Origin of the sequence: Cellulomonas sp. Root137 (genome assembly GCF_001426725.1) — a bacterium.
Taxonomy (GTDB): Bacteria; Actinomycetota; Actinomycetes; order Actinomycetales; family Cellulomonadaceae; genus Cellulomonas.
Map to the genome: position 1 here is coordinate 596,009 of NZ_LMFG01000001.1, position 19,707 is coordinate 615,715.

Sequence of the window (19,707 nt, forward strand, 5' to 3'; positions counted from 1 at the left end):
GGGCAGCCTACCGCCGGCTGTCCGCGGGCGATCCGGTACGCCGAGGCTGCGTCCGCCGTCGGTCGACCAGCACCAGGAGAGCGGGCACGACGACGAGGGCGCCGGCCGCCAGGGTCAACGCGGACCACCCGGCGAGCGCGAGGACCACGGTCGAGGTGAGGGTGCCGGCCGCCGCGGAGACCCACACGACGGCCTCGACCGAGCCCTCCACGTCGGCCCGCTGCTCCGCCGGCAGCCCGACGGCCAGCGACGCGCTGCCGCCGACGAAGCACAGGTTCCACCCGTAGCCGAGCGCGAACAGGCCCACCGCCTGCGGGACCAGGGCGCCGGACGCGGCCACGACCGTCGAGGCCAGCAGCGTGCCGAGGCCGAGCACCATCACCCGTCCCGGACCCAGACGGTCGACGAGGCGACCTGTGAGTGGCGACAGGACGAACATGCCGAGCGTGTGGGCGGCGAGGACGACGCCGACGACGTCCAGCCCGTGATGGTGCAGGTGGAGCTGCACCGGCACTGACGTCATCACGGCGGCCATCACGACCTGCCCGGTGACCATCACAGCGAGGCCGTCGCGCCCGGCCGGGGATCCCAGGACGGTCCGCACGGGTACCCCGCGCCCGGTCCGGGGTCGCCGGGCCGTGCGCAGCCCGCTCACCGCCAGCGCGGCGAGCAGTCCCGCCGGGACGCTGAGCAGGAACGCCCCGGACAGGGCGTGCCGTCCGACGGCCTCCGCGAGGCGCGCGGTCGGGAGCAGGAGGAGGGGGCCGCCCACGGCCCCGACGGTGCCGGCCCAGACGATCAGGCCGATGGCGACGCCGCGTCGTCGGGCGGGCACCAGCTCGGCGGCCGCGTACCGGGACAGCTGCGCGGCGGCGTTCCCCAGGCCGATCAGGAGCATGGCGCCGACCAGCAGCGGGACGTGGCCGAGCTGCACGGCGACCGCACCGGCCGCGGCGCCGAGCGCGCTCGCCAGGTATCCGAGCCGCAGGGCTGTCCCGGTGCCGGCGCGGTGGGTGAGCGCGGTGACCAGGAGGGCACCGAGCCCGGTGCCGACGACCGCCGCGGTGCCGGGCACCCCGCCCCAGGCTCGCCCGAGGACGTCGACCGCCACCAGCGCGGCGACGGTGCTGGTCGTCGCGATGACCGCGCTGCTCAGGGCGGCACCGGTGAAGAGTGCGAGTCGTGCGGTTCCCGGCGTCATGCGATCGACGCTACGAAGTCGTTGTCCTTCGGTGAATGGCCGATCAGAGGCGTTGCCGTCACTTTGCCTGTCGATCGCGAGGCGTTCCGGCGCTACGGTTTTCGGATGAGCAGACCGCTCGACAGCACGGACTGGCGCATCCTCTCCGAGCTGCAGGACGACGGTCGCCTGTCGTTCAACCAGCTCGGCCGCAAGGTCAGCCTGTCCGCGCCCGCGGTCGCCGACCGGGTCCGGCGGCTGGAGGAGGCGGGGGTGATCGCCGGGTACCAGGCCCGGATCGACCCCGCGCGCGCGGGCCTCCCCCTGACCGCGTTCATCAAGCTGCGGTGCTCACCCGGACGCTGCCTGCTCCGGACCACGGCGTCCGACGAGTTCCCCGAGGTCGTCGAGATCCACAAGCTCAGCGGCAGCTCGTGCACCCTCCTGCGGGTGCGTGCCGCGTCGATGCCGCACCTCGAGGAGATCTTCGAGCGCATCGGCAGGCACGGGGAGATGGACACCCAGATCGTGCTCTCCACCCAGTACGAGGGCCGCCCGGTCGCCGAACCGCCCGCGCACACCCGGTCCGCGCAGCCGTCGCCGGGATGGAGCCGCGAGGCCCGGCCGGACGACGCCTGACCAGGAGCTCAGCCCAGTCGGAACTCGTTGCCGTCGGTGTCCGCGAGCTCGACGGCTCCGTCCTCGACCTCGCCCAACCGGGTGGCGCCGAGCGCGACGAGCCGGTCCACCTCGGCCTCCAGGTCACCGTCGACGAGGTCGAGGTCGAACCGTTGGCGGTTCCTGCCCTGCTTCGGCGGCACCGGCGGACCGCCCCACGCGACCTTGGTGCCACCGAGCGGGGACTGCACCGCGGTCTCCTGGTCCTGGTCCCACACGAGCGGCCACCCGAGCGCCTCCGCCCAGAACAGCCCGACGTCCCGGGTGCCCGTGCACGCCACCTCGCCGAGGAAGCCGCACCCCGCGAGGAACCTGTTGCCCGGTTCGATCACGCACAGCTCGTTGCCCTCGGGATCGGCGAGCACTACGTGCCCCTCCTCGGGCAGCTGCCCGACGTCCACGTGGTTGCCACCCAGCCGGAGCGCGTGCGCGACGGTCGCCTGCTGGTCGGCCGGGCTGGTGCTCGTCAGGTGGAGATGGGTGCGGTTGAGGCCGACCTTCGTCGTCGGGCTGGGCACGAAGCGCAGTCCGACCTGGGTGTCGGACCCGGGCAGGAGGGCTCCGCTGGAGTCCGCGACGACGTCATGTCCGAGGATCCCGGCCCAGAACTCGGCCACCCGGAGGGGGTCGTGGGCGTCGAACGCGAGGGCCGTCAGTCGGGAGGGCACCCTCGCAGGCTAGGCGCGGCGCGAGATCCCGCCACACACTTTTCGGCAGTGCGCCCGTCACTGAGCGGGCACGCACCCGCCGTCGGCGATCATGCCGTCGGTCTCCACCTCGGCGTGCTCGGCGTCGAGCGTGCCGACCAGGCACAGACCGCCGACGGAGATGATCACGCCGATCGACGATGGTGCGGCCGGATCGCCGGCCGGCGCGACCCAGGGCAGGTCCCGGTCGAACCCGGCGACCTCGAGCGCGTCCTGCACGGCGTCGACCGACAACGGACCGCCGACCAGGGAGGTGAGAGCCTCCTGCGCGGCCAGGCGCTGCGGCTCGACCTCGGCCCGGCCGTCGTCGCTGGGCTCGAAGCGCTGCCGGTACGCGTCGTTCAGGGCCATCGACGCCTCGCCGTCGTAGGGGACGCAGTCGTCCGGCATCTCCTGGCCCTCGACGACGGGGCAGGCCGCCGTCGGCGTCGTGGACGCCGAGGGGTCGCTCGTGGCGGCGGCGCCGGAGCGTGAGGCACAGCCTGCTGCGCTCGCGGCGACGAGAACGAGGGCGACGAGCGCGGCCGTGGCGCGCGAGCGGCTGGGCATGCCCGACAGGCTGCCACAGGAGCCCGCGCGCCCGTGCTGGGTCGGTGGCGTCACGTGCGCGGCCGGGCCGCGCGCGCGAGCAACCCGTGCAGGCGGTCGCGCTCGGAGCGGTTGGCCTCCAGGTCGGCCAGGGTCTTCGCCTGCGCGGCAGCCGGTGCGCGGCTCAGGAAACCGGGGTCGGCAAGGCGCGACGACAGGCGGGCCTCCTGCTCCTGGACCTGCGCCAGCTGCCGCTCCAGCGAGCGCCGGCGCGCGTCGTCGAGCTCCGGGGCGGCGGGAAGGGTCAACGTCCCGCCCAGCCGGCTGATCCGGGTGCCCTCCCCGGGGTCCGCGTCGGTGAGGCGCGCCGTGCGGCACAGCTCGGCCCACAGGGCGATGCCGTCACCCCGCGCCGGCAGCCACGCCGCGGCGGCGAATCCCTGCCGACCCCGGTGGGCGCGGGCCGCGTCGCGCAGCTCGCGGAGCTGCGCGCCCGCCGACTCGGCCTCGTCGTCCGGCTGCGCGGGCGTCGGGAACGGCTCCTGGTCCATGATCCCGGTCCAGCCGAGCTCCTCGGCGAGCTCCTCGGTGAGGAACGGCAGCATCGGGTGCAGGGCCAGGAGCAGCGCACTCAGCGCGTGGGACAGCGTGGCGATCGCACCGCCGTCGCCGTCGTACAGGTCGTCCTTGCGCGCTTCGAGGTACAGGCCCGACAGGTCGTCCTCGGCCAGGCGGGTCAGGGCGTCCGCCGCGCGGGCCAGGTCTCCTCCGTCGTAGCCCGCGTCCGCCTCCGTCAGAGCGTCGTCGAGACGGGTCAGAAGCCACCGGTCCAGCAGGTGCGGCGGCGTCGGCCGCGCGGGCTCCCAGGTGCACCCGAGCCGGGCGGCCAGGCCGGCGATGCTGCGCAGCTTGGTCAGGTACCCCCTGGCGCGCGTGAGGTCGTCGAGACCGAACGGGACGTCCGCGCCGGGGCGAGCCTTCCTGGCCATCGAGAACCGCAGCGCGTCGGGCCCGTGCTCGGCGATGAGCGGCAGCGGGTCGATGGTGTTGCCGAAGCTCTTGCTCATCTTCTTGCCGCGCTCGTCGCGGACCATGCCGTGGAAGAGCATGCGCCGGAACGGTGCCTGTCCGGCCAGGTGGGTGCAGAGCAGCATCATCCGGAGCGCCCAGAAGAAGATCAGGTCGTTGCCGGTGACGAGCAGGTCGTTCGGGTAGAACCGCCGCAGGTCAGGGGTGTCGTCGGGCCACCCCAGGGTCGAGAGCGGCCACAGCGCCGACGAGAACCACGTGTCCAGGGTGTCCGGGTCCTGGGTCCACCCGGCAGGGATCTGCTCGTCCGACGCGAACGCGCGCGCCTCCCCGTCGGGGCCGTACCAGATCGGGATCCGGTGGCCCCACCACAGCTGCCGGGAGATGCACCAGTCGTCGAGCGTGTCCGCCCACCGTAGGTAGTCCCGCTGGGCGTCGGCCGGTTCGATGCGCGTCGCCCCGCTCGTGATCGCCGCGGTCGCCGCAGCAGCGAGGGGGCGGGTGCGCAGGTACCACTGGGGGGTGGAGCGGATCTCCAGCGCGGTCCGGCACCGTGAGCAGGCCGGCGTGCCGGTCGACTCGTCCGCCTCGATGTCGGACAGGGTCGTGGCGCACCCGGGACACCACAGGGTATCCCGCTCGGCCCGGTAGATCAGGCCCTCGTCGAACAGGCGCGTGAACGCCGAGCGGGTGGCCTGGCTCGGTCCGTCGTCGAGCGTGAACGTCAGCCGGTCCCAGTCCGGGCTGTCGCCGAGGAGACGCATCTGGGTGGCGATGCCGTCGGCGCACGACCTCTTCCACGCCCACGCGCGGCGTGCGAACTCGTCCCGACCGATCTCGTGGCGGCTGGTGCCCTCCGCGCGCAGCCGGCGCTCGAGCAGTGCGTTCGTGGCGATCGCGGCGTGGTCGAGGCCGGGGAGCCACAGGGTGTCCGCTCCCGTCATCCGCTGCCGTCGGGTCAGGGTGTCCGAGAGGGTGTGCTCGTAGGCGTGCCCCAGGTGGAGGTCTCCGGTGATGTTCGGCGGGGGCAGGATCATCGCCCACGCCGGTGCGTCGGGGGTTCCGGTCGCCGCGAAGGCGCCGGCGTCGTGCCAGCGCCGATAGCGGTCGCCGGGGGTGGTCGAGGTAGGCATGGTCGTGGTCCGTCCGTACGGTCCTGGAGTCGTCGCTCGAGTCGAGATCTGCTCGACGAGCGCAGGAGAGCCCTCGCCAGGTGTCCTACGGACGGCGAGGGCTACGGTACGAGCGCGAGGCGCAGCGAACCCAGGAACCGGGGTGCGCGCGCGGTGGCCATGCCTCCATTGTGCGCTGCGCGCTCCGGCGCACCTAATTCACCCGACGCGCCGCCGCGGTGCGGGTACGTTCCCGCGCATGGGCAGGAGGAACTATCTCGTCGAAGGGCTCTCCGGTACCGGCAAGACCACCGTGGCCGACGAGCTGCAGCGGCGAGGCCACCAGGTCGTCCACGGCGACCGGGAGCTGGCCTACCAGGGCGATCCGTCGACCGGCGTGCCGACGGTCGACGGCGGGCACGAGAACCACCTCTGGGACGTCGACAAGGTGCGAGCCCTCGCCGCGGACCGCAGCGTCGCGGCCACGTTCTTCTGCGGTGGGTCGAGGAACTTCCCCACGTTCCTCGACCTGTTCGACGAGGTCTTCGTGCTCGAGGTCGACCTCCCCACGCTGCACCGGCGGCTCGACGCACGGCCGGACGAGGAGTGGGGCGGCGGCACGCCCACGGACCGGGACCTCATCGTGCGATGGCATCAGACGAGGCAGGACGTGCCGACGAGCGGCGTGGTGATCGACTCCACCGCACCGGTCGAGCGCGTCGTCGACGAGATCCTCCGTCGATGCCACCCGGACGTGAGCACCGTGCATCTGGCCGTGCGGTTCGACGTCGACGACGAGGCCCTCTCCCGGCTCCACGCCCGAGCGTTCGACGGCGGGAGGCCCGCGCAGGTCGTTCCCTGGGCGAGCCGGCTCAGCAGGCACGCGCTCACGTGGATCGGCGCGTTCGAGGACGATCGCCTCGTCGGCTTCGTCCATGCGTGCTGGGACGGCGGCGCGCACGCGTTCCTCCTCGACGCCGTGGTCGATCCCGAGCGGCAGCGTCGCGGGATCGGTCGGCGACTGGTCGAGGCGCTGGTCGACGAGGTCCGGTCGGCCGGGTGCGAGTGGCTGCACGTCGACTACGAGCCCCACCTGGAACCGTTCTACCGGCAGTGCGGGTTCGGCTCGACGCGCGCGGGAGTCCTGAGGCTGCAGCGGTAGCCGGAACCTGGTCAGTGGTGGTGGCCGTGCCGCCCGAGGCTCTGCTCCGGGGTCGCGCCGGGCCGGGTCCACTGCGGCGCGGGCCGGCTCGTCGGGGCCCAGCCGGCCGTGCCGTCGGCGTCCGAGCGCCAGAACCAGCCCGGCTCGCGTCCGGCCGGGACGTCCTGCCACGCCTCGCCGCGCCCGTAGGGAGTCATGTCGAGCAGGCCGAACGACCCGTCGGCGACCTCCACCCCGCGGCCTGTCGTCGAGTAGGTGAGGAACACGCGGTCGCCCTGGCGCAGGAAGCACGCGAACGAGCCCATGTCGCCGCCGACGGGAGCGTCCACGCCACGCACCGAGTACCAGGGCTGGGTGTAGCCCATGAACGCGACGAACGGCTCCACCTCGTCCCAGCGGCCCTCGGTCAGGACGGCGAACGAGACGCCGCGGGCGTTCAGGTAGACGGCGTCGCGGACGTGCCAGGCGGTGAGGGTGCAGCCCTCGCACTGACCCTGGTGGGGCGCGCCGTCGTGCCACATGTGCTTGTAGACCACGAGCTCGTCGCGACCCTGGAAGAGGTCCACGAACGGGACCGGGCCGTCGGGTCCGACCACCTCGGCCGTCCCGTCGAGCTCCACCATCGGTAGCCGTCGGCGGGCGGCTCCGAGCGCGTCGCCCTCGCGGGTGTGCGCCTTCTCGCGGACAAGCAGCGCGTCGCGGGCAGACTGCCAGGTGGGCAGGTCGACGACGGGCGGGTGGGCCGGCGGTGTGGTTGTCATGGTGTCCTCCAGGTCTCGACGACGGTCACCAGGAAAGACTCGCGACCGAGCCGAGAATCGACACTCAGCGGTTCACGCCTCCGGGATGTCGCGGCCGAACGTCTCGAGGGTCACGACCTCCGGGGCCGGGCCGCCGCGGTGGCCGGTGTCGAGGGCGTCGATCGAGGCGAGCTCGTCGTCGGTGAGGTCGAAGTCGGTGACGGCGAAGTTCTCCGCGATGCGCGCGGGCGTGACGGACTTGGGGATCGCGGAGCGGCCCTGCTGCAGGTGCCAGCGCAGCATCACCTGCGCGGGCGTCCTGCCGTGAGCCTCCGCGACGGCGCCGATGACCGGGTCCTCGAGCGTGGAGGTGTGGCCGGCGTCGCGGTAGAACGTGATGCCGCCGATCGGTGACCACGCCTGGGACACGATGCCGTGCTCGGCGTCGGCTGCGAGCACCGTGGGCTGGCGGAAGTACGGGTGCACCTCGATCTGGTTCACGGCCGGCACCACGGTGGTGGCCTCGAGCAGGTCGGCCAGGTGGTCGGCCATGAAGTTGGAGACGCCGATCGCGCGGACCTTGCCGTCCGCGAGCAGCTGCTCGAGGGCGCGGTAGGCGTCGATCGTGAGGTCGAACCGGCTGGGCAGCGCCTGGTGCAGGATCAGCAGGTCGATCGTGTCGACGCCGAGCTTGCCGGCGGACTTGTCGAACGCGTGCAGCGTGGCGTCGTACCCGAAGTCGCTGATCCAGACCTTGGTCTCGACGAACACCTCGTCGCGGGGCAGCCCGGACTCGCGGATCGCCCGGCCGACCTCCCGCTCGTTGCCGTACGCGGCGGCCGTGTCGATGTGCCGGTAGCCCACCTCCAGGGCGGTGCGGACGGCGGCGACGGTCTCGTCGGGCGGGGTCTGGAAGACGCCGAAGCCCAGGGCGGGGATGGTCACGCCGTTGTTCAGGGTGAGGGTGGGGATCGTCATGCCTGCCACGGTACGAAGGGTTCCGGACGACCGGGAGGGTCTGGTGTTACCTCCCCGGCAGGTCCCGGGAGACGTACCGTCGATGGCATGGACCTGAGAGCCGAGACGCGTGAGTTCCTCACGACGCGGCGCGGCCGGATCACCCCGGAGCGCGCGAACCTGGCTGCCTACGGCGGGAACCGGCGCGTGCCCGGGCTGCGCCGCGAGGAGGTCTCGATGCTCGCCGGCGTGAGCATCGACTACTACACGCGCATGGAGCGGGGGAACCTGTCGGGGGTGTCCGAGGAGGTCCTCGAGTCCCTCGCGGAGGCGCTCCAGCTCGACGAGGCCGAGCGGGGTCACCTGTTCGACCTGGCCCGCGCCGCGAACGCCTCGGGGGTCTCCCGCACGCGTGCCCGCCGCGCCCCGGCACCGGTGCTGCGTCCCGCGGTGCAGCGCATCGTCGACGCCCTGGACGGTGCACCGGCGTTCGTCCGCAACGCGCGGCTCGACGTGCTCGGGTCCAACCTGCTCGGTCGCGCGCTCTACGCACCCCTGTACGACTCGCCGCAGCTCGCGCCCGGAGGGCCGGTGAACACGGCCCGGTTCCAGTTCCTCGACCCGGCCGGTGCGCGCGCGTTCTGGGGCGAGAAGGCCGACCGGATGGCGCACGACGCCGTCGCGATCCTGCGCGCCGAGGCCGGCCGCAACCCGTACGACAAGCGGCTGACGGACCTGGTCGGCGAGCTGTCCACCCGCAGCGAGGACTTCCGCCGCCTGTGGGCCTCGCACGACGTGCGCTACCACCGCTCGGGCACCAAGGTCTTCCACCACCCGGCGGTCGGCCTGCTCGAGCTCGACTACGAGGCCCTGGTCCTGCCAGCCGACCCGGGGCTGCAGCTCAACGTGTACACCGCCGTCCCCGGCTCACCGTCCGCGGACGGGCTCAAGGTCCTCGCGTCCTGGGCGGCGACGACCCTGGTCGCGGCCGAGCCGGCGCAGGGCTGAGTCGCTCGCGGTCAGGCGCCGCCGGCGGCAGCGGCCGCCGCGAACAGGGCGAGACTGCGGCCCCACGACCGGGCGTGCTCGAGCTCGTCGGGCAGCAGCCCGCTGCTCCGGCCGGTCACGGTGAAGGACTCGGGCGGGACCACGAGGACCGCTCCGGCCTTGGTGAGCCGCTTGCCGATCGTGGCAGCGGCGGAGCCGGAGAGCCGGCCGGCGACCGCGGTGTCGAAGACGGCGGTCGGCTGGCCGGAGACGCGGCCGACCAGCTGGTCGAGCCACTCGCGGACGCCGTCACCACGCGACACGGTCTCGGCGACGTCTCCCCGTGCCACGTCCCGGGTGCGCGCGGTGGACAGTCCGCGCTGGTGGGTGGGTGCGCCGATCACGAGCAGGCTCGGCCGCGTGCTGAACGACGGGACGTCCGCCAGTCCCACCTCGCACACGGTGGTCGGGATGCGCAGGTCGGCCAGCCCGGCGGCGATGGCCTCGGCGATCGCAGCGGTACTGCCGTACATCGACTCGAAGACCAGCAGCGCACTCATGGACTCACAGTCCCCTGCTGCCGGGCAGGTCACGCAGGCCTAACGTCCTCACCCGCGCGAGAAAGATTGACAGGAATATAGTTCGTCGACATCTAGTTGAGGGCGACATGGACTTCTTCGACGCACTCGTCCGGTATGAGACCGAGCTGTGGAACCACCTCGACGAGCGGCTCGGGGACGCCGAGGCCGTCTCGCTCGCGACCCTCTCGGCGCTGCGGGTGGTCGGGCGCCACCCGCAGGACTGCCGGGTGCACGAGATCCGCACCGAGCTGGCGATCACGGTCGGTGCCGCGAGCAAGCTGGTGGACCGGCTGGAACGCGACGGGTGGGCGGTGCGCAGCGCGAACCCGGGCGACCGGCGCTCGTCGTTCGTCGCGCTGACGCCGGCGGGTTCCGACGCGCTCGCGGCCGGCTCCGCGCTGCTCGAACGGGAGCTCCGCGAGCAGCTGGGCGACGAGCCGGGTGTCGCCGACGCCACCGCGGTCCTGCTGCGGCTGCGGTCGCGGCTGGGGGTGCGGTGATGCGCGCCGTCGTCGTCGACGCCCCGGGCGGCCCGGAGGTGCTGCAGGTCCGCGACGTGCCGGCCCCGCACGTCGCGGCCGGTCAGGTGCTGGTGCGGGTGCGCGCGTTCGGGCTCAACCGGTCCGAGCTGCACTTCCGCCGCGGGCAGGCGTCGTCGGGCAGCTTCCCGCGGATCCCGGGGATCGAGGCCACCGGCGTGGTCGAGTCGGCGCCGGGCGGGGAGGTCGCGGTCGGGACGCAGGTCATGACGATGATGGGCGGGATGGGTCGCACGTTCGACGGCGGCTACGCGGAGCTCGTCGTCGTGCCCGCCGCGCAGGTCATCCCCTTCACCAGCGAGCTGCCCTGGGACGTGCTCGGCGCGGTCCCGGAGATGCTGCAGACCGCGCACGGGTCGCTCGCGATCGGCGTGCGGGCGCGCCCCGGTGACGCGGTGCTCGTGCGCGGGGGGACGTCGTCGGTGGGCCTGGCCATCGCGGTGCTCGGACGCCTCCGCGGGCTGACCGTGCTCTCGACCACCCGCTCGGCGGACAAGCTCCGGCTGCTCGAGGGGGTCGGCGTCGCGCACGCGCTCGTCGACGACGGCGACGTGGCCCGCCAGGTGCGCGAGCTCGTGCCCGAGGGCGTCGACGGAGCCGTCGAGCTGGTCGGCGTGAACACCCTGGCCGACACCCTGCGCGCCACCCGCGCCGGTGGCACCGTCTGCTTCACCGGCATGCTCTCGGACCAGTGGACGATCCCGGAGTTCTACCCGATGGACTGGTTGCCCAACGGCGTCCGGCTGACCGCGTACTCCGGCGGCTCGGCCGACCTGCCGGCGGACGTGCTGCAGGGGTTCCTCGACGCGGTCGCCGCCGGCGAGGCGCGGGTGCCGCTCGGGCGGACGTACCGGCTCGACGACATCGCGCAGGCGCACCGGGACCTGGAGGCGGACGCCGTCGGCGGGAAGGGTGTGGTGGTCCCGTGACACCCGACACCGTGTGCGTGCGCGTCTGGGCGGGAGAGCAGGGAGCCCGCTGGCGCCGCGGACTGTGGGCGCGGCTCCTCCTCCATTTCAAGGTATAGCGGGCCGGGGGGCTTGCGGCAAGGCCCCCGTCGCGGCGAAGAATCTCCGACCGTGAACCCCGTGACCACCCGTGCGTTCGACCTTCCCGACCACCTCGCCGCCAAGGCGGACCCCGCGCTGATCGCCCGCGACGAGCAGCACCTCGCGGCCATCGGCGAGACCCTCGGGCAGCAGATCGCGGAGCTGTCCGACCGCCTCGCGGCCCAGCGCGCCGCCCCCGGGCGCGCCGGTCAGCAGGCGCTGGACCGCGACCAGGAGATCCACCGCCTGACCGCTCGCCTGCGCACCCTGCGCCGGTACGGCCTGGACCTGTGCCTCGGTCGCATGGTCGGGACGGACGACGCCGAGCCGGTGTACGTCGGACGGCTCGGCCTGACCGACCGCGCCGGGCGTCGGTTGCTGGTCGACTGGCGCTCCCCCGCGGCGGAGCCGTTCTTCGGGGCCACCTATGCGCAGCCGATGGGCCTCGCGAGCCGACGCCGGTACCGCTGGACCGGCGGCCGGATCGGCGACTACTGGGACGAGGTCTTCTCGACCGACGGGGTCGAGCCGAACCTCGCCCTCGACGACCAGTCCGCGTTCATCGCGAGCCTGGGCAGCGACCGGTCGGACCGGATGCGCGACGTGCTGGGCACCATCGCGGCCGACCAGGACGCCATCATCCGCGCGGGCTCCCGGGGCGCCCTCGTCGTCGACGGCGGTCCTGGCACCGGCAAGACGGTCGTCGCCCTGCACCGCGCGGCCTACCTCCTGTACTCCGACCCGCGCCTCGGGCACCACCGCGGTGACGTGCTGGTCGTCGGCCCGCACGAGCCGTACCTGGCCTACGTCTCCGACGTGCTGCCGAGCCTCGGCGAAGAAGGGGTGCAGACGTGCACCCTGCGGGATCTCACGCCCGAGGGGGCTGCGGCCACCGTCGAGACCGACGCGGAGGTGGCCCGGCTGAAGGCGTCGGCGAGGCTGGTGGAGGCGATCGAGCCGGCCGTGCGGTTCTCGGAGCGGCCACCCACCGAGGGGATGCTCGTCGAGACGGAGTGGGCGGACCTCTGGCTGAGCACCGCCGACTGGGCCGAGGCGTTCGGCGCCCCCGACCCCGGCACGCCGCACAACGACGCGCGCGACCAGATCTGGGAGGCGCTGCTCGACCTCCTGGTCGACAAGCACGACGACGAGGACGTCCCGCCCGAGATGCTCCGGAGCGCCCTGGCCAGGAACAGGGAGCTGGCCGGCGCGTTCAGCGGCGCGTGGCCGGTGCTCGAGGCCACGGACCTCGTCGGTGACCTGTGGTCGGTCCCCGCCTACCTGCGACTGTGCGCCCCCTGGCTGACCACCGAGGAGATCCGCACGCTCCAGCGCGAGGACCCCCAGGCGTGGACGGTGTCCGACCTGCCGTTCCTCGACGCCGCCCGGCAGCGGCTCGGCGACCCGGAGGTGTCCAGGCGCCGGCGCCGGAACGAGGCCGCCCTGGCCGCCGAGCGCGCCCGGATGGCCGACGTGGTCGACGACCTGATCGCGGCGGACGACTCGGAGCTGCTCGTCATGTCGATGCTGCGCGGCCGGGACCTGCAGGCCGCCCTGGTCGACGGCTCCACGCTGCCGACCGTCGACCCGGACCTGCTCGCCGGGCCGTTCGCGCACGTCGTGGTGGACGAGGCACAGGAGCTGACCGACGCGGAGTGGCAGATGCTCCTGCTGCGCTGCCCGTCCCGGAGCCTCACGATCGTCGGCGACCGTGCGCAGGCCCGCCGCGGCTTCCCTGAGTCGTGGCAGGAGCGGCTCCAGCGGGTGGGCCTCCAGCGCGTCACGACCGCGTCGCTGAGCATCAACTACCGGACGCCCGAGGAGGTCATGGCGGAGGCCGAGCCGGTCATCCGGGCCGCGGTCCCGGACGCGAACGTCCCGACGTCGGTCCGCGCGAGCGGCGTGCCGGTGGTCCACGACGACGCAGCGGCGCGTGACGCGATCCTCGACGCGTGGCTGGCCGCGCACGCCGAGGGGATCGCCTGCGTCATCGGCGACCCCACGTTCCCGGCCACCGCCCGCGTCCGGTCGCTGAGCCCCGAGCTGGCCAAGGGGCTCGAGTTCGACCTGGTGGTGCTGGTCGACCCGGAGGCGCTCGTCGCGGTCGACCGCTACGTCGCGATGACCCGGGCGACCCACCAGCTCGTCGTCCTCACGACCGCGGCCGGACCGTCGTAGCAGACCACCCCGGTCACTCCTCGATCGCGGCGTCGAGGGTGCGCAGGTGCTGGCGGAAGGTGGTCCCGTCCCGGTCCCGGGACACGAGGTAGTCGGCGAACCGGGTCTGGTGGCGCAGCGTCGTCCCGAGCTGCATCCGGGCGGCCTGGAGCCGCTCGGTGTCCCGGATCCGTGCGGCGGCGACGGCGATCTCGGACGCACGCGCGGCGGGCAGGAACACGACGCCGTCGTCGTCGGCCAGCACGACGTCGTCGCCCGTGATCGTGTGCGCGCCGCACCGTGCCCACGCCAGCGCATCGGCGGGCTGGGCGTCGAGGCGTTCGGGCCCACCGGGGGAGGCGCCGAGGCTGAGCACCGGCAGTGCGATGGTGCGCAGCTGGGCCGTGTCGCGGTGCAGCCCCCAGATCACGATCCCCACGAGCCCCGCGCGCGCGACCTCCAGCGCCACCAGGTCACCCACGCAGGCCTCGTCGGTCCGTCCGTCGTTGTCCACGACGAGGACGTCCCCGGGATCGGCGCGCTCGAGAGCCTCGAGGAACACGTCGACGCTCCCGACGTGGCGCACGGGCCGGGCGCGGCCGACCACGTGCACGCCCGCCCACAGGGGTCGCAGCGAGGGAGGGCCGCACCGGACGGCGACGCCGAGACGGAGGCAGGCGTCCGCGACGTGCGGCGTGGTCAGGTCCAGGAACGTGGTCTGCAGGGTCAGTGCGTCCATGACCGCATCCTTGCGGGTGATCCTGCGATCCGTCGTCGAGCACCGCGGCCTCCCCCTGGAGGGACGAGATCTCGCCTCGTGCGTGACGATCGTCCGAAACCGCCTCCGATCAGGTGAAACCTGGGCGGAACCGTCGCCCGTCGGCCGTGCGGCTCTATACGTTCAGCCTCGCCCTGGAGCCGTCCAGGCAATGAGCTCGGGGGGAACGGCATGCCTGCAGGGCGCGCTCGCGGACGTACGCACACACTCATCGGCGGGCTGGCCGTGCTGGCCACCGGCCTGGTCGGCCTCGTCGTCGCACCGGCGGCGCACGCCGCGCCCGGAGCCGTCCTCGACCTGCCCGGGTGCTCGGACAACGTCCTCGCGCGCAACGACGACCTGTCCACCGGCGTGGTGGACCTGCCGTTCGAGCTGAACTTCTACGGCGAGGGCTACTCGCAGGCGTTCGTCAACAACAACGGCAACATCACGTTCGACGAGCAGCTGGGGACGTACACGCCCTTCGGCCTGGTGGCGACCATGCGGCCGATCATCGCGCCGTTCTTCGCGGACGTGGACACGCGTGGAGGCGCGGGGGTCGTCACCTACGGGTCGACGACGTACTCCGGCCGGGACGCCTTCTGCGTCATGTGGCCGAGCGTCGGCTACTTCCCGAACGCCGTGGACAAGCTCAACACGTTCCAGCTCCTCCTGGTGGACCGCTCGGACCGCGGCGACGCCGACTTCGACATCGTCTTCAACTACGACCAGATCGAGTGGGAGACAGGCTCGGCGTCCGGCGGCAACGGCGGGCTCGGGGGCAGCTCCGCGCACGCCGGCTTCTCGAGCGGCTCCGGCACCGCGGAGACGTCGTACTCGTTCCCCGGGTCCGGCACCAACGGCGCGCTGCTCGACTCCTCGCCCACCGGCCTCGCTCACGGCAGCCGCGGCTCGTCCGTGGCGGGCCGGTACGTCTTCGCGATCACCAACGGGTCCCCGAACCACCTGGCGCGTCCGGCGGACGAGCTCAACGGCATCCGCGCGAGCTCGTTCTACGTGAGCGACCCGGTGAACTCCGCGACGGGCAACCTCGTGCTGCCGGCGGTGGACCTCGACGGGGTCGGCGGGCGCAGCGGGTTCGACGTCTCCCGCACGTACAACTCGCGCGACGGGCGCACGGGACGCTTCGGCCAGGGCTGGTCGAGCCTGCTCGACGTCCGCCTCACCACCGCGGACGGCGGCGTGCTCGAGCTGGCCGAGCCGGACGGACGCATCGTGTCGTTCGCGCCCGACGGCACCGGTGGCTGGTCCGCCCCGGAGGAGTTCTCCGGCGTCCCGGCGCTGGACGAGCAGGGCCGGGACCGCATCGACTTCGTCGACGGGTCCTCGTGGACGTTCGACGACGAGGGCGGGCTCGCGGTCGTGCGCGACGCACTCGGCACGGAGCTCACCCTGGTCCGCGACGCCGGCGGAGAGGTCGCCCGCGTGGTCGACACGGCCGGCCCGGAGCTGACCGTGACCTCGACCTCCGCCGGGCTGGTCAGCGAGGTCGCGGCCTCCGACGGTCGCACGGTCCGGTACGCGTACGACGGCACCGACCTGGTGAGCGTCACGGATGCGGCGGGCGGGGTCACCTCCTACACCTACGACTCCGCCGGGCACCTGCTCACGGAGGTGGGTCCCGACGGCCGTGAGGTCATGGCCAACACGTTCGACGCGTCGGGCCGCGTCCTCACGCAGGTCGTCGACGGCGGCGAGGTGTCGTTCACGTACGACGACCTCGACGGGACCACGACGGTCCGTGACGCGCGGACCGGCGAGCAGACGGTCGTCGCGCACGACACGCAGGGTCACCCGACGGCACTGACGGACGCGGCCGGCGAGCGCGTGACGCTCGCGTACGACGCGGAGGGCAACCTCGTCTCGTCGACCGACCGCAGCCAGGCCACGACCACGGTGACGTACGACGAGGACGGCAACCTCCTGTCCGCCGCGGACGCGCTGGGCGGGACCTCCACGTGGGAGTACGACGCGGTCGGTCGCGTGGTCGCGCAGACCGACGCCGGCGGCGCGCGCACGACGTTCGGCTACGAGGGCGACGAGCGCCTGGCCACGACGACGACGACGGCGGACGGAGCGGTGACGACCTCGGTCGTCGAGGACGGACGCCTCCTGTCGGTCACTGACGCGGACGGCGTCACGCAGGCGTTCGAGTACGACGCGGTGGGCAACGTCTCGGCCCTGGTCGACGGGCTCGGTGGACGGACCACCTACGCACGGGATGCCGCCGGTCGCATCGTGACGCAGACGAGCCCCGCCGGACGCGTGACGTCCTACACCTATGACGCCCTCGGTCGCACGGCGAGCGTCACGGACGCTGCCGGGACCCGCTCGTCCACCTTCGACGCGGTGGGCAACGTGCTCACCGAGACCAGCCCGACGGGTGGCGTCACCACCTACGAGTACGACGCCGAGGGCCGCCAGGTCACGGCGACCAACGCCGTCGGCGACGCCGGCCGCACCACGTACGACGAGGCCGGCCGCATCGCGACGACGACCGACGCGCGCGGTGGCACGACCACCTACGCGTACGGCGCGCTCGGCCGTGTCGAGTCGGTCACCGGCCCGGCCGGTGACGTGACGACCTACACCTACGACGCCGACGGTCGCGTGGCCACGGTCACCGACGCCGCCGGCGGGGTGACCACGCAGGCGGTCGACGCGCTCGGCCGCGTGACCTCCGCGACCGACGCGGCGGGCGGCGTCCGGACGTACGAGTACGACGCGCGCGGTGCCGTCTCGGCGTCGGTGGACCCGGCGGGCGGGCGGACGGTCGCGGAGTACGACGTGCTCGGCCGGCCGGTCGCGGTCACCGACGCGACGGGCGCCACCAGCCGCACGGCATGGACGCCCGGCGGCCGGGTGGCCTCGAGCACGGACGCCACCGGCGTCACGGTGACGTACGGCTACGACGCCGCGGGCAACAACGTGACCGTGCGCGACGCCCTGGGCGGCGTGCACCGGATGGCCTACGACGCGGACGGCCTGCTCGTCGGCGAGACCACGCCTGCAGGCCGGTCGGTGACCTACGGCTACGACGCAGCGGGTCGCTCGGTGCGGACCGCCCGGCCGGACGGCTCGGCGGAGGTGCGGGAGCTCGACGCCGCCGGGAACCTGGTGGGCCTGGTCCAGCCGACCGGCGGTCGGATCGTGTACGGCTACGACGCCGCAGGTCAGCTAACCTCGGCCACGGACCCGCTGGGCGCCCTCACGACGTACGTCTGGACCGCGGGTGTCCTCACGTCCACGGTCGACGCTTCGGGCGCCGCCGAGACGCGGACCTACGACGCGGCCGGGCGCCTCGCGTCCGTGACCGACCGCAGCGGCGGCACGACGACCTACGGGTATGACGCGCTCGGGCGGACGGTCTCGGTCGTCGACCCGACCGACCGCGGCGAGCAGCGTGCCTACGACGCCCTGGGGCGGCTCACGCAGCGCACCTACCGTGGCGGTGCGTCCGTGGGGTACACCTACGACGCCAACGGCGTGCGGACCTCCATGACGGACCCGCGCGGCACCACGACGTACCAGTCCGACGCCGCCGGCCGCCTGCTGCGGCAGACCGGACCGGACGGCACCGTCCAGGCGTGGGCCTACGACGCCGCCGGTCGGACGACGGGCGTCACCTACCCCGGCGGCAAGGTGCTCACGCAGACCTACGACGCCGCGGGCCGCCGGGTGTCGGCGAGCCACCCGACCTGGGGCACCGCCACCTGGACGCTCGACGCGGACGGCCGCGTGACCACGGAGAGCCTCCCTCGCCAGCAGTCGCGCACCATGTCCTACGACAGCAACGGCCTGCTGAGCCGGGTCCACCAGTCGGTGCTCGGCGCCACGTCCGACGTGCGGGTCACCCGCGACGCCGCCGGACGCGTCACGGGGACGACGACGGTCGGCGGGCTCGCCACGGGCACCGCGAGCTACCGGTACGACGCCGCGGGCCAGCTGGTCTCGGCACGGACGCTCGACCTCAACCTGCTCACGCCGACGAACCAGGCCTGGACGTACGACGCGACCGGCAACCGGGTCACGGAGACGACCGACGGCACCCAGACGCGCTACACCTACGACGCCGGGCAGCGCCTGGCCTCGGAGACGACCCGCAGTCGCACGACGACGTTCGCGTACGACGCCGCCGGGCGTCGGGTGGGCGAGACCGGCTCCGGCACGTCGCAGGCGTTCACCTACGACCCCGCCGGTCGCCTCGCCTCCACCGTCTCGCGGTCAGGTCTCCTCTCGGTGACGGAGCGCCGGACGTACGACGGTGACGGCCTGCTGGTCGGCACCACGTCCACGCGGGGCTCGCGCACCGTCGCGACCTCGCTCGCCTGGGACCGGACGGCCGCGACGCCCGAGGTGCTCACGACGACGGCCGGGGGGCGTGCGCAGTCCTACGTGCACGGCGTGCTCGGCCCGCTCGGCGTCGTGCGCGACAACGGCACCACCGGGACCTTCGCGAAGGACGCCTTCGGGTCGGTCACGACGACCCTCGCGACGGCCGACGTCGCGACCGCCTCCGGGTACGACGCGTTCGGTGAGGCCGACCTGAGCCTGTCGCTCTCCGACCTCACGCTCACGCCGACCTTCGGGTACCGCGGCGAGCTCACCGTCGGCGACGACTACTACCTGGTCGAGCGGAACTACGACCCGGAGACCGGGCAGCTGCTCAGCCCCGACCCGGTCAGCCAGCCGGGTGGCTCGGCGTCGGCGACGAACGAGTACGCGTACGTGGCCAACGACCCGCTCGACCTGGTGGACCCGCTGGGGCTGAGCCCGATCTCCGACGCGTCGATGGCCGGCCTCGGGGTCGGCTCGACGATCGCGGCGGCCTCGGCGTCGGCGCCCGACATCACCGAGTGGTCTGCGCAGCACCGTGCGGTGCAGGTGCACTTCGCCGCGGTCAAGCGGCCGGGTGCGCGCCTCGAGGTGTGGGTGCCGAACGCCGGCGTGAACGGGAACGGCGGCCGGGCGGACATCGTCGACGACCCCGAGATCTGGGAGGTCAAGACCGCCCGCTGGCACCGTGATCCGGTCAAGCGCCAGATGGCCGTCAACCAGCTCGCGGCCTACGTGACCCATCTCCCTGGGGTCAGGGGCGCGGCCTACGGCGAGTACTGGTTCCCGTACCAGCGCGGGCAGATGGTGGTGAAGTCGCACAGCATGCCGGGCATGCTCTGGTACTACTACCGCCCCGCGCAGACGCCCCGACCCGTGCCCGTGCCCGTGCCGGTCCCTGTGCCGGTGCCCGTGCCCGTCCCGGTGCCGGTGCCCCAGCCGGCCCCGGAGCCGGTGCCGAGCTCGCCCACCACCGGTTGGCAGCCGCCGAGCTGGCTCGGCCCGGTGGTCGGCGGCATCGTGGTGGTCGGCGGTGTCGCGCTCATCGTCGGCACGCTCGCCGAGGACGTCGCGACCGGCGGCGTGGGCATCCTCGACGACCCCGCGACGCTCACCGCCGGTGGTGGCATGGTGACCTGGGGCTGGGCGACGCTCTTCGGCCTCGGCACGGCGGCAGCCTGGTGAGGA

15 protein-coding genes are annotated in these 19,707 nt (G+C 73.5%); 7 read left to right on the plus strand and 8 right to left on the minus strand.

What is annotated here, in order from left to right:
• Positions 1-7: 7 nt before the first annotated feature.
• A complete protein-coding gene (locus ASD18_RS02775; protein WP_056086320.1) occupies positions 8-1,201 on the minus strand; it encodes an MFS transporter in 1,194 nt (397 codons plus the stop codon).
• Positions 1,202-1,306: 105 nt separating this feature from the next.
• Here ASD18_RS02775 and ASD18_RS02780 point away from each other — a divergent pair, with 105 nt between their 5' ends.
• Positions 1,307-1,819: an Lrp/AsnC family transcriptional regulator gene (locus tag ASD18_RS02780; protein WP_056086322.1), complete on the plus strand. Its 513-nt coding sequence runs from the start codon at positions 1,307-1,309 to the stop codon at positions 1,817-1,819.
• A gap of 8 nt (positions 1,820-1,827) precedes the next feature.
• On the opposite strand, the gene ASD18_RS02785 is transcribed toward ASD18_RS02780, so the two are convergent.
• From ASD18_RS02785 to ASD18_RS02795, 3 genes are read right to left on the minus strand one after another with little or no spacing between them, the layout of a single operon-like run.
• Entirely contained in the window at positions 1,828-2,526 is a 699-nt protein-coding gene (locus ASD18_RS02785; protein ID WP_056086324.1) for a VOC family protein, read from the minus strand.
• 57 nt (positions 2,527-2,583) lie between these two features.
• A complete protein-coding gene (locus ASD18_RS20955; RefSeq protein ID WP_056086327.1) occupies positions 2,584-3,114 on the minus strand; it encodes a hypothetical protein in 531 nt (176 codons plus the stop codon).
• Between the two features lie 50 nt (positions 3,115-3,164).
• Positions 3,165-5,255: a class I tRNA ligase family protein gene (locus tag ASD18_RS02795; protein ID WP_056086330.1), complete on the minus strand. Its 2,091-nt coding sequence runs from the start codon at positions 5,253-5,255 to the stop codon at positions 3,165-3,167.
• A 238-nt stretch (positions 5,256-5,493) separates the two neighbouring features.
• Between ASD18_RS02795 and ASD18_RS21440 the strand changes: the two genes are divergently transcribed.
• Positions 5,494-6,396 (plus strand): GNAT family N-acetyltransferase, encoded by a 903-nt coding sequence (locus ASD18_RS21440; RefSeq protein ID WP_235522238.1) that lies wholly within the window; start codon positions 5,494-5,496, stop codon positions 6,394-6,396.
• A gap of 11 nt (positions 6,397-6,407) precedes the next feature.
• On the opposite strand, the gene ASD18_RS02805 is transcribed toward ASD18_RS21440, so the two are convergent.
• Both ASD18_RS02805 and ASD18_RS02810 read right to left on the minus strand, forming a co-directional pair.
• Complete coding sequence (locus ASD18_RS02805) at positions 6,408-7,157, minus strand: DUF899 family protein (RefSeq protein WP_056086333.1); 750 nt, start codon at positions 7,155-7,157, stop codon at positions 6,408-6,410.
• 72 nt (positions 7,158-7,229) lie between these two features.
• Positions 7,230-8,114 carry an aldo/keto reductase gene (locus ASD18_RS02810; RefSeq protein ID WP_056086337.1) on the minus strand — a complete coding sequence of 295 codons (885 nt, stop codon included), beginning with the start codon at positions 8,112-8,114 and terminating at the stop codon, positions 7,230-7,232.
• Positions 8,115-8,201: 87 nt separating this feature from the next.
• Here ASD18_RS02810 and ASD18_RS02815 point away from each other — a divergent pair, with 87 nt between their 5' ends.
• A complete protein-coding gene (locus ASD18_RS02815; protein ID WP_056086339.1) occupies positions 8,202-9,101 on the plus strand; it encodes a helix-turn-helix transcriptional regulator in 900 nt (299 codons plus the stop codon).
• Positions 9,102-9,112: 11 nt separating this feature from the next.
• Here the strand turns inward: ASD18_RS02815 and ASD18_RS02820 are convergent, their stop codons facing one another.
• Positions 9,113-9,640: a hypothetical protein gene (locus tag ASD18_RS02820; protein ID WP_056086342.1), complete on the minus strand. Its 528-nt coding sequence runs from the start codon at positions 9,638-9,640 to the stop codon at positions 9,113-9,115.
• A 107-nt stretch (positions 9,641-9,747) separates the two neighbouring features.
• Between ASD18_RS02820 and ASD18_RS02825 the strand changes: the two genes are divergently transcribed.
• The 3 genes from ASD18_RS02825 (at position 9,748) to helR (ending at position 13,427) form a co-directional block, all read left to right on the plus strand.
• Complete coding sequence (locus tag ASD18_RS02825) at positions 9,748-10,161, plus strand: MarR family winged helix-turn-helix transcriptional regulator (RefSeq protein WP_056086344.1); 414 nt, start codon at positions 9,748-9,750, stop codon at positions 10,159-10,161.
• Positions 10,161-11,129 (plus strand): zinc-binding dehydrogenase, encoded by a 969-nt coding sequence (locus ASD18_RS02830; protein WP_056086347.1) that lies wholly within the window; start codon positions 10,161-10,163, stop codon positions 11,127-11,129. The genes ASD18_RS02825 and ASD18_RS02830 overlap by 1 nt, the downstream gene beginning before the upstream one ends.
• A 150-nt stretch (positions 11,130-11,279) precedes the next feature.
• Entirely contained in the window at positions 11,280-13,427 is a 2,148-nt protein-coding gene (gene helR, locus ASD18_RS02835; protein WP_056086351.1) for an RNA polymerase recycling motor ATPase HelR, read from the plus strand.
• 13 nt (positions 13,428-13,440) lie between these two features.
• Here the strand turns inward: helR and ASD18_RS02840 are convergent, their stop codons facing one another.
• Positions 13,441-14,145: an RraA family protein gene (locus tag ASD18_RS02840; protein ID WP_056086354.1), complete on the minus strand. Its 705-nt coding sequence runs from the start codon at positions 14,143-14,145 to the stop codon at positions 13,441-13,443.
• 210 nt (positions 14,146-14,355) lie between these two features.
• Here ASD18_RS02840 and ASD18_RS02845 point away from each other — a divergent pair, with 210 nt between their 5' ends.
• Positions 14,356-19,704 carry a nidogen-like domain-containing protein gene (locus ASD18_RS02845; RefSeq protein WP_082573474.1) on the plus strand — a complete coding sequence of 1,783 codons (5,349 nt, stop codon included), beginning with the start codon at positions 14,356-14,358 and terminating at the stop codon, positions 19,702-19,704.
• The last annotated feature ends 3 nt before the right edge of the window (positions 19,705-19,707 follow it).

What these genes read in the sequence shown, in the direction of transcription:
- ASD18_RS02825 (WP_056086344.1), top strand. Translation starts at nt 9,748, where the DNA reads ATGGACTTCTTCGACGCACTCGTCCGGTATGAGACCGAGCTGTGGAAC.
- ASD18_RS02815 (WP_056086339.1), top strand. Translation starts at nt 8,202, where the DNA reads ATGGACCTGAGAGCCGAGACGCGTGAGTTCCTCACGACGCGGCGCGGC.
- ASD18_RS02780 (WP_056086322.1), top strand. Translation starts at nt 1,307, where the DNA reads ATGAGCAGACCGCTCGACAGCACGGACTGGCGCATCCTCTCCGAGCTG.
- ASD18_RS02820 (WP_056086342.1), bottom strand. Translation starts at nt 9,640, where the DNA reads ATGAGTGCGCTGCTGGTCTTCGAGTCGATGTACGGCAGTACCGCTGCG.
- ASD18_RS02840 (WP_056086354.1), bottom strand. Translation starts at nt 14,145, where the DNA reads ATGGACGCACTGACCCTGCAGACCACGTTCCTGGACCTGACCACGCCG.
- ASD18_RS02775 (WP_056086320.1), bottom strand. Translation starts at nt 1,201, where the DNA reads ATGACGCCGGGAACCGCACGACTCGCACTCTTCACCGGTGCCGCCCTG.
- ASD18_RS02795 (WP_056086330.1), bottom strand. Translation starts at nt 5,255, where the DNA reads ATGCCTACCTCGACCACCCCCGGCGACCGCTATCGGCGCTGGCACGAC.
- ASD18_RS21440 (WP_235522238.1), top strand. Translation starts at nt 5,494, where the DNA reads ATGGGCAGGAGGAACTATCTCGTCGAAGGGCTCTCCGGTACCGGCAAG.
- ASD18_RS02805 (WP_056086333.1), bottom strand. Translation starts at nt 7,157, where the DNA reads ATGACAACCACACCGCCGGCCCACCCGCCCGTCGTCGACCTGCCCACC.
- ASD18_RS02845 (WP_082573474.1), top strand. Translation starts at nt 14,356, where the DNA reads ATGCCTGCAGGGCGCGCTCGCGGACGTACGCACACACTCATCGGCGGG.
- ASD18_RS20955 (WP_056086327.1), bottom strand. Translation starts at nt 3,114, where the DNA reads ATGCCCAGCCGCTCGCGCGCCACGGCCGCGCTCGTCGCCCTCGTTCTC.
- ASD18_RS02810 (WP_056086337.1), bottom strand. Translation starts at nt 8,114, where the DNA reads ATGACGATCCCCACCCTCACCCTGAACAACGGCGTGACCATCCCCGCC.
- ASD18_RS02830 (WP_056086347.1), top strand. Translation starts at nt 10,161, where the DNA reads ATGCGCGCCGTCGTCGTCGACGCCCCGGGCGGCCCGGAGGTGCTGCAG.